The sequence below is a fragment of the Apibacter adventoris genome, assembly GCF_002964965.1.
Classification (GTDB): Bacteria; Bacteroidota; Bacteroidia; order Flavobacteriales; family Weeksellaceae; genus Apibacter; species Apibacter adventoris.
In genome coordinates this window covers 19,964-35,153 of the sequence record NZ_PSZN01000021.1, presented here as the reverse complement: position 1 = coordinate 35,153, position 15,190 = coordinate 19,964, and the positions used below count along the sequence as shown (strand labels likewise).

Annotated in this window: 12 protein-coding genes; 7 read left to right on the top strand and 5 right to left on the bottom strand. The window is 27.7% G+C overall.

Going from position 1 to position 15,190, the window contains the following annotated elements:
• Positions 1-204: 204 nt before the first annotated feature.
• The 4 genes from C4S76_RS09425 to C4S76_RS09410 all read right to left on the bottom strand — a co-directional run bounded on the left by C4S76_RS09425 (position 205) and on the right by C4S76_RS09410 (position 3,383).
• Entirely contained in the window at positions 205-1,206 is a 1,002-nt protein-coding gene (locus C4S76_RS09425) for an AMP-binding protein (RefSeq protein ID WP_105194221.1), read from the bottom strand.
• An 87-nt stretch (positions 1,207-1,293) separates the two neighbouring features.
• Positions 1,294-2,310 carry an o-succinylbenzoate synthase gene (locus tag C4S76_RS09420; protein WP_105194220.1) on the bottom strand — a complete coding sequence of 339 codons (1,017 nt, stop codon included), beginning with the start codon at positions 2,308-2,310 and terminating at the stop codon, positions 1,294-1,296.
• A 61-nt stretch (positions 2,311-2,371) separates the two neighbouring features.
• Positions 2,372-3,025: a T9SS type B sorting domain-containing protein gene (locus tag C4S76_RS09415; RefSeq protein ID WP_105194219.1), complete on the bottom strand. Its 654-nt coding sequence runs from the start codon at positions 3,023-3,025 to the stop codon at positions 2,372-2,374.
• Positions 3,026-3,188: 163 nt separating this feature from the next.
• A complete protein-coding gene (locus C4S76_RS09410; RefSeq protein WP_146105726.1) occupies positions 3,189-3,383 on the bottom strand; it encodes a hypothetical protein in 195 nt (64 codons plus the stop codon).
• Between the two features lie 354 nt (positions 3,384-3,737).
• On the opposite strand from C4S76_RS09410, the gene tilS reads away from it, so the two are divergent.
• From tilS to C4S76_RS09375, 7 genes are all read left to right on the top strand, one after another.
• Positions 3,738-5,042, top strand: a complete 1,305-nt coding sequence (gene tilS, locus C4S76_RS09405; RefSeq protein ID WP_105194217.1) for a tRNA lysidine(34) synthetase TilS — start codon at positions 3,738-3,740, stop codon at positions 5,040-5,042.
• Positions 5,043-5,675: 633 nt separating this feature from the next.
• On the top strand, positions 5,676-6,992 hold the full coding sequence (locus C4S76_RS09400; protein WP_105194216.1) for a YihY/virulence factor BrkB family protein: 1,317 nt from the start codon (positions 5,676-5,678) through the stop codon (positions 6,990-6,992).
• Between the two features lie 146 nt (positions 6,993-7,138).
• Complete coding sequence (locus C4S76_RS09395) at positions 7,139-9,184, top strand: protein-disulfide reductase DsbD family protein (RefSeq protein ID WP_105194215.1); 2,046 nt, start codon at positions 7,139-7,141, stop codon at positions 9,182-9,184.
• 93 nt (positions 9,185-9,277) lie between these two features.
• Positions 9,278-9,961: an SIR2 family NAD-dependent protein deacylase gene (locus C4S76_RS09390; RefSeq protein ID WP_105194214.1), complete on the top strand. Its 684-nt coding sequence runs from the start codon at positions 9,278-9,280 to the stop codon at positions 9,959-9,961.
• Positions 9,962-10,199: 238 nt separating this feature from the next.
• Positions 10,200-11,363, top strand: a complete 1,164-nt coding sequence (locus C4S76_RS09385; RefSeq protein WP_105194213.1) for a putative sugar nucleotidyl transferase — start codon at positions 10,200-10,202, stop codon at positions 11,361-11,363.
• A gap of 164 nt (positions 11,364-11,527) precedes the next feature.
• Positions 11,528-12,559, top strand: coding sequence for a PLP-dependent cysteine synthase family protein (locus tag C4S76_RS09380; protein ID WP_105194212.1), 1,032 nt, complete (start codon positions 11,528-11,530; stop codon positions 12,557-12,559).
• A 20-nt stretch (positions 12,560-12,579) separates the two neighbouring features.
• Positions 12,580-13,833 (top strand): aminotransferase class I/II-fold pyridoxal phosphate-dependent enzyme, encoded by a 1,254-nt coding sequence (locus tag C4S76_RS09375; RefSeq protein WP_105194211.1) that lies wholly within the window; start codon positions 12,580-12,582, stop codon positions 13,831-13,833.
• A 73-nt stretch (positions 13,834-13,906) separates the two neighbouring features.
• Here C4S76_RS09375 and C4S76_RS09370 read toward each other — a convergent pair whose 3' ends face one another.
• On the bottom strand, positions 13,907-15,103 hold the full coding sequence (locus tag C4S76_RS09370; protein WP_105194210.1) for a pyridoxal phosphate-dependent aminotransferase: 1,197 nt from the start codon (positions 15,101-15,103) through the stop codon (positions 13,907-13,909).
• Positions 15,104-15,190 lie beyond the last annotated feature (87 nt).

The following is a 15,190-nucleotide window of genomic DNA, read 5'->3' as shown; positions in this document are numbered from 1 at the left end:
TCAAGAATTTGGAATTTAGATTTTTAAAAATAGTTATCATAATATTTACAATCAATTGTGAATTATTACTGTTTATATATAAAAATTTGTATAATTTTTGGGCTAACAAAAATCAAAGTTATGATTTATAAAACTATTTAAATAAAAGTGGATTGAAAATTTAATAATTTTAATATTTTCAAAACCAAGTTCATATTTATCTGATTAGTTATATTTATTCTCTCGTATAATTTTTCCGGTTGGTGTTCTTTTAAATCTTTTAATATAAATTATTTCCTTTGGCTTTTCATATTTATTTTCAAAAGAGAAATTTTCAATTTTGTTCCTTAAAATAGATGACTCATTTCCTTCAATGATTAAAATTACTTTATTTCCTAATATTTCATCAAATTTTTTTGAAATTATAAATTCCTGATCAATTATTGATTTTAATTGTTTTTCTACTTTTTCAGGGAAAATTTTAATTCCACCGGAATTAATTACATTATCCAATCTTCCTAACCATTCAAATTCATGATCAGAAATTAAATTTATTATATCATGTGTTATTACTTCTTCATTCAAAAACGAAGGTTTTATACAAAGACAACCTTTTTCATTTTTTCGAATTTTTGTTCCTTTCATTGATTGGAAATAATGATTTTTATTTCCTGATAATTTTTTTAATGCAATATGAGAAATGGTTTCTGTCATTCCGAAAGACTCATAAATCTCAGTATTGAATTTTTTTAAAATAGTTTGTAAATCGTAAGAAACCTGTCCACCACCTATTAATAGCTTTTCAATTAAATTAATTTTACCTAAAGAGTTCCTTACTTGCATGGGAGTCATAGCAGAAAAAGTAAACTTTTGATCTATTTTTTCTAAAGGATTAGAGGTAGGTTCTATGCAAAATAATTTTAATTTCCAGACCCAAGCTCTTACTAACATCATTTTTCCGGCAATATATTGTGTAGGCATACAAACCAAAGCAGTGTCACCTGTTTTTAATTTAAGAAATTCACTGGTAAGTATAGCACTTTGTATCATTGATTTTTTAGAAAGTTCTATGTTTTTAGGCACCCCAGTAGATCCGGAAGTTTTAGTACAAATTATTTCAGAATCAGAAACCCATTCTTTTAAAAATTTTACTACATTTTTTTGCCATTCTTTTTTTTGAGGAATTTTTTCTAAATTTATTTCTTTTGAAAAATCTAAAAATATCATAATGAGTAAGAGAATTATAAAAAATTATTTATATAAGGTAAGGTTTCATGTGGTTTTGTTTAAATAAATCTTTAAGGTATATAATGTTTATTTTTCTGGATTATAAAATAATTTATCTCCTCTTATCTCTAATTTAGAAGGTAAATTATTCGAATATAAAAGCCCTGTACCTAATCCTTGAGGCATTTTATTATTTAAAATGGCAGTCCATTGAGCTAGAGCATTTAATCCAATATTTGATTCTAAAGCAGAAGTAATCCACCAACCAATATTTTGTTTTTCAGCTAATTTTATCCATTCTTTAGAACCGGACCAACCTCCGACTAAAGATGGTTTTAGAATAATATATTGAGGCTTTATTTTTTTTAAAAGAGCTTCTTTTTCATTTTTATAAAACTTGCCAATCAGTTCTTCATCTAACGCAATAGGTATTGGGGAATTAGTACATAATTCTGCCATTCTATCTACTTGACCTGCACTTATAGGTTGTTCAATAGAGTGTATTTCAAGTTCTGCCAGTTGATTCAATACTTTTTTTACTTCATCAAAAGAAAAGCCACCGTTAGCATCTACTCTTAGTTCTAAATCGGAAGAAGAGAACTCCTTTCTAATATTTTTTAAAATTTTAAATTCTTCCTCCCAATTTATGCCGATTTTAAGTTTTATACATTTATATTTTTCTGCAATTTTTTTTTGAATTTGTTTTCTCATAAAATCAAGAGATCCCATCCAAATTAAACCATTGATTAAAATACCCTTTTGACCTTTTGTAAAATCAGATTCAAAAAATAATCCTTGTTTTTTAGTTTTAATTTGTTGAAAAACCTGTTCTAAGCCAAATTGGATAGAAGGGAATTTTCTGCACGACTCTATTAATGTTTCTTTTTCCTCTTTTTCAATGTTTGTACAAATCCATTGTAATTTTTTTTCATATTCAGATTCCGGATCTGCACTTAGACCTTTGAAAAAACTGCACTCACCTATAAATTCATTTTCTTCAATATTAATTTTTATAAAATAGGTGAGTTTTGTTTTTAATATTCCTCGGGATGTACCTGCCGGTTGTTTGAAAAGTAAGCTATATGGTAAAAAAGATGCTTTCATAATATACAAAATTATGAAATATTATCTTTTATTTAAGATTTCAAAATTTAAAGGAAATTACTCATTGATCTTTCTCATTATAATTTCTAACCACAATCCAACCGGTTAATTTTCTACCATCTGTAAGATCAATTACATACCAGTAGCTGGCAGAAGGCACATTTCTTCCTAAATAGGTACCATCCCAAACAAATCCCTCTTTATCAATTTTAGTATTGACTATTAATTTACCATATCGGTCAAAGATTTTCACAGAACTTCCTGGATATAATTCCAAACCTTTAAGATTCCAAACATCATTCATCCCATCTTTATTAGGAGTAATTACATTAGGCAGATTTAAAATAGCAAAAGGAAATGGATTAGAGATACATTCCATAGCATTTTTTACATAAGCATTATATACCTCGAATTTCAAATTATAGAAAACTGATGAATATTGCCAGTGAATTTTATCCAAACTATATTGTAATGGAGGATTTCCTACAGCAATAATTTCTGCAGTGTAATTATTGATCTTTACTTCTTTAATAAAAGGATTATGGAAAGTAATATTGACAGAAGAAGAAATACTACAATTGTTTTTGTTGGTTACAGTAACGGAATATTTACCCGATGTAGAGACCTTAATGGTTTGGGTAGTTTCCCCGGTACTCCAAAGATAAGTTTCTCCAGGGTTACCTGCATCCAGAGTAATAATAGTTCCCTCACACACCGTTCAATCTTTTCCTAAGTTTAAATTAATTCTTTTAATTAAATTTGTTGTGAAATAGTTTTAGATTGGTTATTTCCATAATGGTAGCTTTGACAATAAAAGCTCCTTTATACTGCTCGAGGTATTATCACCTAAAAAAGTATTCTTTTCCCAGGTATAATAATCACCATTTTTTTGTATAATCAAAAATTACAGCATCAGCGGTACTTATTAATTTTACTTTACTAATTCCATTTACTTTATGCCATATAGTAAGATTAGTGCTTCCATCTCCAAAAAGAGATGTTTCTTTACCTAATACATAAACATCTCCGAAGTTGGATAATAAATAGTACAAGACCCACATAAGAGGACTCAATTTTTTTTACATTGGTAGGGGAAATCCCTATAGGTAATTTTATTGATTGAAAATTTTGGGAAGCAACTAATAAAAGTCAGATTATTAATATCTTTTCCCATATACTCAGATATTTATTAAGAAGAAAAATAATAAAAGGAAAAAAATCAGAAAAAAAATTATTATTTTTTGAAAAATTAATTTTTTCTTCTATTGTTTTTAAGATTATTATATTTGATTTGTATAGTTAATTACAAATTTATATTAGATTATATAAGATAAATATGGGTTTTAACCTGTTTTGTATTTATTATTTTTAATTATCAATAATAAAAACTACTTGTATCTTTGTTTTTTAATAATTGTTATTCTTCTATGAAAAGAAAAATTAATGTAACTAAGTTTTTAATGGAATTAAGTTCTAATAAAACTTATTTACTGGCAGTAAGCGGCGGGGTAGACAGTATGGTGCTTCTTTATCTGTTTTTGAATTCAAAGTTATCTTTTAGTGTGGTGCATTGTAATTTTCAGTTAAGAGGTGTAGATTCGGATTTAGACGAAAAGTTAGTAGAAGATTTTTGTAAAAAAAATAAGCTTGAGTTATTTTCTAAAAAATTTAATACCTTACAGTTGAAAAAAGGGGGGCAGTCTATAGAAATGTTAGCCAGATCTCTTAGGTATAATTATTTTAAGGAACTGATCAGCCAGTTTGGTTTTGATTATTTAGTGACCGCACATCATTTGAATGATAATGCGGAAACTTTTTTTATAAATTTATTAAGAGGAAGCGGGTTGAAAGGTCTATCGGGAATGTCTTTTCAAAAGAATAAAATATTAAGGCCTCTATTAAAAATATCGAGAAAAGAAATAGAAAAATTTGCTAATACACATGATATAATTTGGAGAGAAGATATTACCAATCAATCTTTAAATTTTTTGAGAAATAAAATCAGACATAAAGTAATCCCCGAATTAGAAAGTATAAAATCTGATTTTTTAGATCAATTAAATAAAAGTATGGAAATCATGCAAAGTTCATATGCTTTTATAGAAAAAGAGATGCTTAGGCTGAAGAGTAAAGCTATTATTTCTGAAGAAGATGGAGTGTGTAAATATTCTAAAATAATATTAAGTAATGCTGATTTTATTTTAGTTTATTATTTCTTTAGTTTTTTAGGTTTTAGTAATGAGAAAGATGTAAATAATATACTTTTGGCAGGAACGGGCAGAGTTTTCATTTCATCATCACATAAAATATGGATCAATAGGGAAGAATTAATTGTTGAAGAAATTGGAAGAGAAATTACCAATTACAATAAACCAATTTTAGTAAACGAACTTCCTTTTAACATAGAAAATCCTGTGAAAATAAAAATAACAAAAAGTGAAACTTTAGAAAAAAAAATGGGAAATGAAATAGTTGATTTCAATAAAATTTCTTTTCCTTTAATAATAAGAAAATGGAGTAAAGGGGATTATTTTTATCCTATTAACGGAAATGGAAAGAAAAAAATAAGTAAACTATTAAAAGATAATAAAATTTCTGTTTTAAAGAAAAATGAGGTTTTGATTCTTTGTGACAATTCAGGAGCTATTATTTGGGTAATAGGAATTAGGTTGGATGATCGTTTTAAAGTTACTTCTGAGACTTTATCCTATATTAACCTTTCTTCTTCTTAAAGAAAATTTTGTTTGTTGCTTTTTTATAATTATTTAAACACAAAAATATTACAAAAGATTTTAAGATTAATTTTTTAACATATTTAAGTTTAAGGTTATATTTCTAATTTTAAAAACTGTAGAATTGTTTTAAAATAAATATAATTGTAAGTTATAATATAAAATAATATTTAAATTGCTAATTTTATATTATATAAATATTATTATGGTTTTGTCTGTCTGAAGTTAGCTGTCTAGATTTAATGATACGAATAAAAATTTTTTACGAAAAAAATAGTCTTTAAATGTGTTATTATTTATTTAAGAAAATACATACTTCTATTAACAGCAATAAAAAATTAATGATAAATAAGTTTGTTCAACTAAACAAATAATTATTGAATATTAAAGAAGTAGAGGATGATAGAAAAGGTAAAATTTATTTAAAATATTGTATATGATTACTTAAAATATAAATCAACTTAGAACAAATTCAAAATTAAATATTAAAAAGATATAAATAATATATTCATTATATAATAATCAATTAAAAGTATTCATTACTACTACGGAAAAGTAGTATATTAAAAAAGCACTATTGATTCATATAAAAAAGTAATTTCATTTATTTTCAAAATTTTTAATAATACAGCAATGTTTGCTAAAATTAAACTACATATAAGTAAAATTATACACTTTCTTACATATGGTATTTGGCGCATAACTGAAGAAGAAAAAACATCTAAAAAAATAAGTTTTTTTAATATAGTTAAAGCTTTTATATTGTTATATAAAAATATAAATAGTTCAAAGCTAAATACAAGAGCTGCGGCACTTACCTATAATTCTTTATTATCTTTAGTTCCTCTTTTAGCAGTATTATTTGCTATAGCTAGAGGTTTTGGGCTTCAAAACATTGTAGAAAGTCAATTAATACAATATTTTTCCGGACAAAAAGAAGTGATTGAAAAATGTATGGGATTTATTGATAAATCTTTAGAATATGCTAAAGGGGGCTTGTTTCTCGGTATAGGAATAGTATTTTTATTATTTTCAGTTATCAGTTTAATATCCAATATAGAAGATAATTTTAATATAATATGGAGAATAAAAAAAGGAAGAACAATTTTTAGACAATTTACAGATTATTTAGCCTTAATTATAATAGCTCCCATATTTTTGATTTGTAATGCTGGTCTTTCTATAGTTTTAACTTCTGCATCAGATTTGCAGATTATTGAATGGGTTGCTAATCCATTAATAAAAATAGTTCCTTTTTTACTGACCATTTTATTATTTACATTTATTTATATATACCTACCCAATACTAAAGTAAAGTTCAGTGCTGCTTTCCTTGCAGGGGTTTTTAGTGGAATATGTTTTCAAGTTTTTCAAGTTCTTTACATTTCCGGGCAAATATGGATTTCAAAATATAATGCTATTTATGGAAGTTTTGCTGTTTTGCCTTTACTATTATTGTGGCTTCAATTAAGTTGGTTTATATGTTTGTTAGGGGTAGAATTATCTTTTGCTTATCAAAATGTAAATAAATTTAGTTTTGAAAAAGAAATTACCAATATAAGTAAACGATATAAAGAATTTGTTCTATTATTAATTATGACTCTTATTGTTAAAAGATTTGAATCTGCCGAGAAACCCTATACAGCAGATGAATTATCAGAAAAATATAAAATTCCTACACAATTGACGAGCGATACATTATATTATTTACAACAAATAGGACTAATTGCAGAAACTCCTACTAAGGATCCAAGAGAAATAGCATACATTCCAGCAGTAGATATAAATCTTATTACCATTAGTTATTTTTATAATAAAATGGATTTATACGGTTCTGAAGACTTCAAAATTGATACGATGCAGGAATTTAATAATATATGGAATAAAATTTTGGAAATCCGTAAAATAATAGATAGAAAAGAGAAATATACCCTTCTAAAAGATATTTGAGAATTTCTTACTATAGTTAAAAACCTATACATTGAAATTTATACTTTCAATATTTACACAAATAAAAGTTTTAGTTACATAAAGATTTTTTTTATAAAAATATTACTTTTGAAAACATAATAAATTAAACTAGGAATTTTGTAAATATGAAGAAATTATTTTGTCTTTTTTTGTTGATCAATACATTTGTACAATCCCAAGTAAAAAATCCTATAAAATGGGAATTTGAAATACACACTCTTCAACAGAATCAATACGAAGCTGTTTTTACTGCTTTTATAGAAAAGGGTTGGCATTTATATTCCAAAGACATAAAAGTAGAGAATGCAATTCCTACTACATTTACATATCCTAAAAATCCCAATGTTAAATTACTAGGAAATACTAAAGAAATAGGTAAAAAAATAGAAGAATATTCAGACGTATTTGAAGGAACATTAGTATATCTTTCAAATAAAGTTGAATACCGACAAAAATTTGAAGTTACAGGAAATAAACCTATAAAATTTGAAGCAGAAGTAGAATTTCAGATTTGCAATGATAAAGTTTGTTTAGCTCCAGATGGGGAATCCTTTTCTAGGACTGTAAAACCAGAAAATATTGATGAATTACGTTCAAGTGTTTCTTCTCAAGCTATTGATAATAAGGAAAATCATTCTCAGTTAAATGCATCAGAAGTAGTTGATAAAGAAGATATAATAAACGTCAATAAAGACAATATTGTTATACCCAGTTTAGATATTAATAATCCAATAAACAAAGCATGTGGAGAAAAAATAATTCAGGACGAAGGATTTTTATGGATTTTTATATTTGGCTTTATCGGTGGGCTAATAGCCTTATTGACCCCTTGTGTATATCCTATGATACCCCTTACAATATCTTATTTCACCAAACAAGCAAAAAATAAAAAACAAGGGAAAAAGGATGCATTAATTTATGCCTTTTTTATTCTTCTAATATTTTTATTATTTACATTACCTTTTCATTTAATTAATGGGATTAATCCGGATATATTTAATCAGATTTCTACAAATATTGGTCTCAATTTAGTATTTTTTATAATTTTTATAATCTTTGCCTTTAGTTTTTTTGGATATTATGATATAACTTTACCAAGTTGGATGGTCAATAAATCTGATAAAGCTTCCGAATCAGGTGGAATTATAGGATTATTTTTTATGGCTTTAACTTTGGTTATAGTATCTTTTTCCTGTACAGGCCCTGTGTTAGGAAGTATATTAGCCAATGCAATACAAAACCCAACCCAGCTTACAATGGCTTTTGGAGGTTGTGGCTTAGCTTGGGCTTTGATATTTGGAGGTTTTGCGCTATTTCCTCAATTTTTACATAACATGCCTAAATCTGGTGGATGGATGAATACTATTAAAGTTGTTTTAGGATTTTTAGAATTAGCCTTGGCATTTAAATTTCTTTCTAAAGCAGATTTAGTTGCAAAGACATTTTTCCTTAAAAGAGAAATATTTGTCGGTATATGGATACTTATAGCCCTTGCAATAGTATTATATTTATTAGGTATAATAAAATTTCCTCATGATGATAAAAAAGCTAAAATAGGAAGTGGAAGAAAAGTATGGGCGGGTATTTTTATGATTATCGGAATTTATATGATTCCTGGATTATTCCCAACTGATAAACCAAATTTGAAGTTGATGAGTGGATTAACTCCTCCATTAAATATTAGTATATACCACAAAGAAAATGAAAAAGGAGTTTTAGGATTAAATATTATTCATGATTATAATCAGGCATTGGAGTTAGCAAAAAAAGAAAACAAACCCATATTAATAGATTTTACAGGATATGGATGTGAGAATTGTAGGAAAATGGAAGAATATATATGGAGTAACCCTCAAATTTGGCAAATATTAAACACAGAATTCGTAATAGCTTCATTATACGTAGATGATTCTGAATTATTACCAAAAGAAGAGCAAAAAGTTGTTGATTTAAAAGAAGGTCGAAAGAGAAAGATCAAGACCATAGGAAATAAATGGTCTACTTTTCAAAGAGAAAATTTTAATTCAAACTCTCAACCTTTCTATGTTTTGATAACCCCCGATAATAAAATTCTCAATTTTCCTGTTGCCGGCTATATGAATAAAAATGATTTTCAAAACTTTTTACAATGTGGATTTAAAACTTTTAAAGAATTAAACAATAAACAATAAACAAATTATAGATTAATATAACATTAGTTTTCATTATACTTATGTAATAAAATTTGAATTTAATATATAATCAAAAAACGAAGTCTAATTAAAATGAAACAAAAATTAGTAGTCTTAACTGGAGCAGGGATGAGTGCTGAAAGTGGTTTAAGTACCTTTAGAGATTCGGGAGGGTTATGGGATCAGTATGATGTTAAAGATGTAGCTTCTATTGAAGGATGGATTAATAATCCGAAATTAGTACAAGATTTCTATAATAAAAGAAGAGCAGAATTAAAAGATCATACCCCTAATGAAGGTCACTATTTAATTAAAGAATTAGAAAATATTTTTCATGTAACCATAATTACACAAAATGTTGATAATTTCCATGAAAGAGCAGGTTCACAACATGTTATACATTTACATGGAGAACTAAGCAAAGTAAGAAGTGTAAAAAATCCATCACTTATATATGAAACTTTAGAAGATGTTCATATGGGAGATTTAGCAGAAGATGGAAACCAACTTCGGCCCTATATTGTATGGTTTGGAGAAGAAGTTCCCAAAATGGAAGAAGCTATTAAATACACTGCACAGGCAGAGATTTTTTTAGTTATAGGAACTTCCCTTCAAGTATATCCGGCAGCTTCTTTATTAAATTTTGTACCCCCTGAAGCAAAAATTTATATAATAGATCCTAATCCTTTAGAAATGTATCTGCCAGAAAATATTATATATATACAAAAAGGTGCTACAGAAGGGTTAAAGATATTTAAACAAAAAATTTCTAAATAAGTTTTTTATATCAATCTAAATTTTTTAATAAAAATAACTCTGTTATTCGGTCTTAGTATTTTATGCTTACATATATATTCTATTGTCAGAATCGAATTTTTATAAAATTAAATTTGAGTTAAAGTTCTAAAAAAATTTAGCTAAATAAAATGATAAATGAAATTAATCAAGAATATATAACGAATATATTAACTGGAATGACATAGTTTCTTACATTTGAAAAATTAAAATATATGTAATGAATATCATTTTATTTGATGCAGAAGAAAGAGGAGATCTTCTTCCATTAACATTCACACGACCCGTATCCGAACTTAGAATGGGAATTTTTACTTTTTCAGAAAGATGGAATAAAATTTTTCAGACAGAAAAAATCTCATTTTTAACCCAAAAATATCTTTCAAAAAAATACCCTGTACAGTATAAAGAAGAAAACATATTTATTAATCCCTCATATTTTCCAAATCAGGATTTTATTCTAACAATTAAAAATCTCAAAAAAGGAGAGGCACTAGTATTTAAAAATAAAATAATAGCAGCAAGGAGTTCAGAAGGTGAATTTTTTGCTCAAAAATTCAATAAAAAAATAGAATATAATTTTAATGGAATCCATATAGCATATCCTTGGAATCTGTTTACCTATAATAATCATGCTATTAATTATGATTTTACTCTCGTTTCAAAGCAAAATCAATCACAGACTTTATCTTCAACAGTAAATGTAATAGGGGACAGTTCAAAAATATTTATAGAAAACGGAGTAACTGCGGAATATGTTACTTTAAATACCCAAGAGGGGGTAATTTATCTGGGGAAAAATTCGGAAATAATGGAGGGAAGTCACATAAGAGGTAGTTTAGCTTTATGTGAAGGATCTAAAATACATATGGGGGCAAAGGTTTATGGGGGTACAACTATTGGTCCCTATTCTAAAATAGGAGGAGAAGTTAATAATAGTATTTTAACAGCATATTCTAATAAAGGGCATGATGGGTTTTTGGGAAATTCTGTTTTGGGAGAATGGTGTAATTTAGGGGCAGATACCAACTCTTCAAATATGAAAAATAATTATGATATTATTAAATGCTGGAACTATCCACAATCAACATTTATAAGTACAGAATTACAATTTTCAGGACTTATTATGGGAGATCACTCAAAATCTGCCATAAATACCCAATTTAATACGGGAACAGTTGTTGGGGTTTTTGCCAATATTTTTACTTCGGGTTTTCCACCCAATATAATAAAGTCTTTTTCTTGGGGAGGTAAGTCTGAAAATCTTAAGTTTAATTTTTCAAAAGCTTTAGAAGTTGCAGAAAGAATGATGAAAAGAAGAAATAAAAAACTATCTGAAGATGAAAAAGATATTTTGGAATATCTATACCTACTTAATAAATAATTCTAAATAAATAGTTTTTTTTACCAAATTAAAGTAATGATTATAAAAGAGACAATATATTTTATTAAAAAAAGAGTTTTTAGTAAATTTCATTAGGTTAAGTTTTATTGTAAAAAAAAAAAGCTTAAATTTGCCCCTTAAAATTAAAAGAAATATATAACAGAATGGCTGGAACTTACAACAATATTCTTGAGTTAATTAACAATACACCGTTGGTTCGCTTGAATAGAGTAACAGAAGGGATGAAAGGTGAGTTTTTTGCGAAACTGGAATGCTTTAATCCTGGACATTCAACTAAAGACAGAATAGCTCTTCATATCATTGAGAATGCTGAAAAAGAAGGAATTTTAAAACCGGGGGCCACAATTGTGGAAACTACCTCAGGAAATACCGGTTTTTCTATAGCAATGGTTAGCATTGTCAAAGGTTATAAGTGCATATTAGCCGTTAGTGATAAAACCAAACCAGAGAAAATAGCTTTTTTAAAAGCTATGGGAGCTAAAGTTTTTTTATGCCCTGCTAATGTACCCGCAGATGATCCTAAATCTTATTATCAGGTAGCAAAAAGAATAGCAGAAGAAACCCCTAACTCATTATACATCAATCAATATTTCAATAAAGAAAATACACATTCACATTATCTAACTACAGGTCCCGAAATTTGGGAACAAACACAAGGTAAAATAACTCACTTAATAGGATGTACAGGTACAGGAGGAACTTTAACAGGAGCTGCTGAATTTTTAAAAGAAAAAAATCCTCAAATTAAAATTATAGGAGTAGATGCTGTAGGATCTGTTTTAAAGAAATATTTTGAGACAGGAGAATTAGACCCAAATGAAATTAAACCTTATCAAATTGAAGGTTTAGGAAAGAATTTAATCCCTGGAGCATTAGATTTTTCTGTAGTAGATCAATATATAAAAGTATCAGATGAGCCTAGTGCATACGCTACACGTGAACTTGCATTAAAAGAAGCAATGATGGTAGGGTATACCAGTGGTGCCTGTTTAGTAGCTGCACGGAAAATAGAAGATACTTTTAATGAAAATTCAGTAGTAGTACTTTTATTTCCAGATCATGGATCACGGTATATGACAAAAGTATTTAGTGATGATTGGATGAAATCTCAAGGGTTTACAAAAAGTAAACTTAACGGTTTAGAATCTAATGCTACTATAGAACGAGTTAAATAAAATAAAGCAAAACTATATTAATGGATATTTTTGAAAGAATAAAAAGCCATGAAGGACCTTTAGAAAAGTATGCAGAATATGCAGAAGGAGAATACATGTTTCCCGTTTTAGAAGGAGAAATAGGTTCAAGGATGATATTTAAAGGCAAAGAAATGGTAATATGGAGTATAAATGATTACCTAGGATTAGCCAATCACCCAGAAGTAAGAAAAACAGATGCCGAAGCGGCAAAAAAATATGGAATGGCCTACCCAATGGGAGCAAGAGCCATGTCGGGGCAAACCCCATATCATGCTGAATTAGAAAAACAATTAGCTGAATTTGTTAATAAAGAAGCTGCTTATTTACTAAATTTCGGGTATCAGGGTATGGTTTCTATTATAGATACCATGGTTTCAAAAAATGATGTAATTGTTTATGATGTAGATAGTCATGCTTGTATAGTAGATGGAGTAAGGTTACATTTTGGAAAAAGGTTTACCTATCAACATAATGATATAGAAAGTTTAGAGAAAAATCTAAAAAGAGCAGAAAAAAACGCAGCAGAATCTGGTGGGGGAATATTTGTAATTACTGAAGGTGTTTTTGGAATGAGAGGAGAGCAAGGGAAATTAAAAGAAATTATAGAACTTAAAAAGAAATATAATTTCCGATTATTAGTAGATGATGCACACGGTTTTGGTACTTTAGGTAAAAGAGGAGCAGGAACAGGTGAAGAACAAAATTGTCAGGATGGAATAGATTTATATTTTTCTACCTTTGCAAAATCTATGGCAGGCTTTGGGGCTTTTATTGCTGCAGATAAAAAGATTATTAAATTCCTAAAATATAATCTACGTTCTCAAATTTTTGCAAAGTCTTTACCAATGCCTATGGTTTTAGGAGCACTTAAAAGATTAGAATTACTCCGAAGTAATTCAGAATTAAAAGACAAACTTTGGCATAACGTTATAAAACTTCAAAATGGATTAAAAGAAAGAGGTTTTAATATAGGCAATACCAACACTTGTGTTACTCCGGTCTATTTAGAAGGCTCTCCTGTAGAAGCTTCTTTACTTATTAAAGATATCAGAGAACATTATGGTATTTTTACGAGTGTAGTAGTATATCCTGTAATTCCAAAGGGAATGATTCTTTTAAGATTAATACCTACGGCAGCTCATACAGACAAAGATATAGATGAAACACTACATGCTTTTGAATCCGTAAGAGAAAAACTTATAAATGGAATATATAAAGCAGAAGAAGATAAATTACATTTAGATATTAAATAGTAAATAAAAATATAAAAAAACTCCTTAATATATAAGGAGTTTTTTTATTATGAAAATTAATAAATTAGAATAATTAATCTATTCGTCCGGGATATACTTCAAGAGCGTTTTTAAGAATAATTAATGCTTGTTTTAAATCTTCTTTATCTAAAACATAAGCAATACGTACTTCATTCTTTCTTGCACCGTTAGTATAAAAACCCGAAGCTGGTGCCATCATTACCGTTTTGCCTTCATATTCATATTCAGATAGCAACCATGCACAGAATTTATCTGCATCATCAATAGGAAGTTTTGCTACAGTATAAAAAGCACCCATTGGAATTGGAGAATATACGCCAGGTATTTTATTTAATCCGTCAATTAAAAAATTGCGTCGTTCTAAATATTTATTATATACTTCTCGCATATAATCTTCTGGAGTATCAATAGAAGCTTCTGCAACAATTTGTCCCAATAAAGGAGGGCTTAAACGAGCCTGGCAAAATTTCATCACATTATTCTTAAGCTCTTTATTTTTAGTGACTAAAGTCCCAATACGTATTCCACATTCACTGTATCGTTTAGATACGGAATCAATGAGTACTACATTTTCCTCAATTCCCTTTAAATGAAAAGCAGATATATAAGGAGTATTGTTGTAACAAAACTCACGGTATACTTCATCTGAAAATAAATATAAATCATATTTTTTCACCAAATCTCTTATTTGATTCATCTCAGATTGGGTATAGAGATAACCTGTAGGATTATTAGGATTACAAATCATAATACCTTTAGTGCGTGGCGTTATAAGATCCTCAAACCTTTCGATAGATGGTAACGCAAAACCCTCTTCAATAGTTGAAACAACAGATTTAATTATAGCTCCAGCTGCAATTGCAAAAGCTGTATAGTTAGCATAAGCAGGCTCAGGTACTATAATTTCATCACCAGGATCTAAACAGCTCATAAATGCAAAATTCACAGCTTCAGAGCCACCAGTAGTTACAATAATATCATTTTCATTAACATCGATATTAAATCTGTGATAATAATCTGCCAATTTAGATTTAAGACTTTTTATACCGTCACTCGGACTATACTCTAATATTTTTCTATCGATAGTATGTAAAGCATTCAGAGCAACCTTTGGTGTCTGTATATCTGGTTGGCCTATATTTAGATGATATACTTTTATGCCTTTAGATTTAGCCTTATCAGCAAGAGGTACTAATTTTCTTATAGGGGATTCAGGCATTAATTGGCCTCTTTGAGAAGTTTTTGGCATTATTATAAATTATAATGTTTTTTTTGACTGTTAAGATTTTACGCACAGCAAAAATAATAAAAATAAATAATCTAATTTTTTTAATTA

What these genes read in the sequence shown, in the direction of transcription:
- C4S76_RS09425 (WP_105194221.1), bottom strand. Translation starts at nt 1,206, where the DNA reads ATGATATTTTTAGATTTTTCAAAAGAAATAAATTTAGAAAAAATTCCT.
- C4S76_RS09420 (WP_105194220.1), bottom strand. Translation starts at nt 2,310, where the DNA reads ATGAAAGCATCTTTTTTACCATATAGCTTACTTTTCAAACAACCGGCA.
- tilS (WP_105194217.1), top strand. Translation starts at nt 3,738, where the DNA reads ATGAAAAGAAAAATTAATGTAACTAAGTTTTTAATGGAATTAAGTTCT.
- C4S76_RS09400 (WP_105194216.1), top strand. Translation starts at nt 5,676, where the DNA reads ATGTTTGCTAAAATTAAACTACATATAAGTAAAATTATACACTTTCTT.
- C4S76_RS09395 (WP_105194215.1), top strand. Translation starts at nt 7,139, where the DNA reads ATGAAGAAATTATTTTGTCTTTTTTTGTTGATCAATACATTTGTACAA.
- C4S76_RS09390 (WP_105194214.1), top strand. Translation starts at nt 9,278, where the DNA reads ATGAAACAAAAATTAGTAGTCTTAACTGGAGCAGGGATGAGTGCTGAA.
- C4S76_RS09385 (WP_105194213.1), top strand. Translation starts at nt 10,200, where the DNA reads ATGAATATCATTTTATTTGATGCAGAAGAAAGAGGAGATCTTCTTCCA.
- C4S76_RS09380 (WP_105194212.1), top strand. Translation starts at nt 11,528, where the DNA reads ATGGCTGGAACTTACAACAATATTCTTGAGTTAATTAACAATACACCG.
- C4S76_RS09375 (WP_105194211.1), top strand. Translation starts at nt 12,580, where the DNA reads ATGGATATTTTTGAAAGAATAAAAAGCCATGAAGGACCTTTAGAAAAG.
- C4S76_RS09370 (WP_105194210.1), bottom strand. Translation starts at nt 15,103, where the DNA reads ATGCCAAAAACTTCTCAAAGAGGCCAATTAATGCCTGAATCCCCTATA.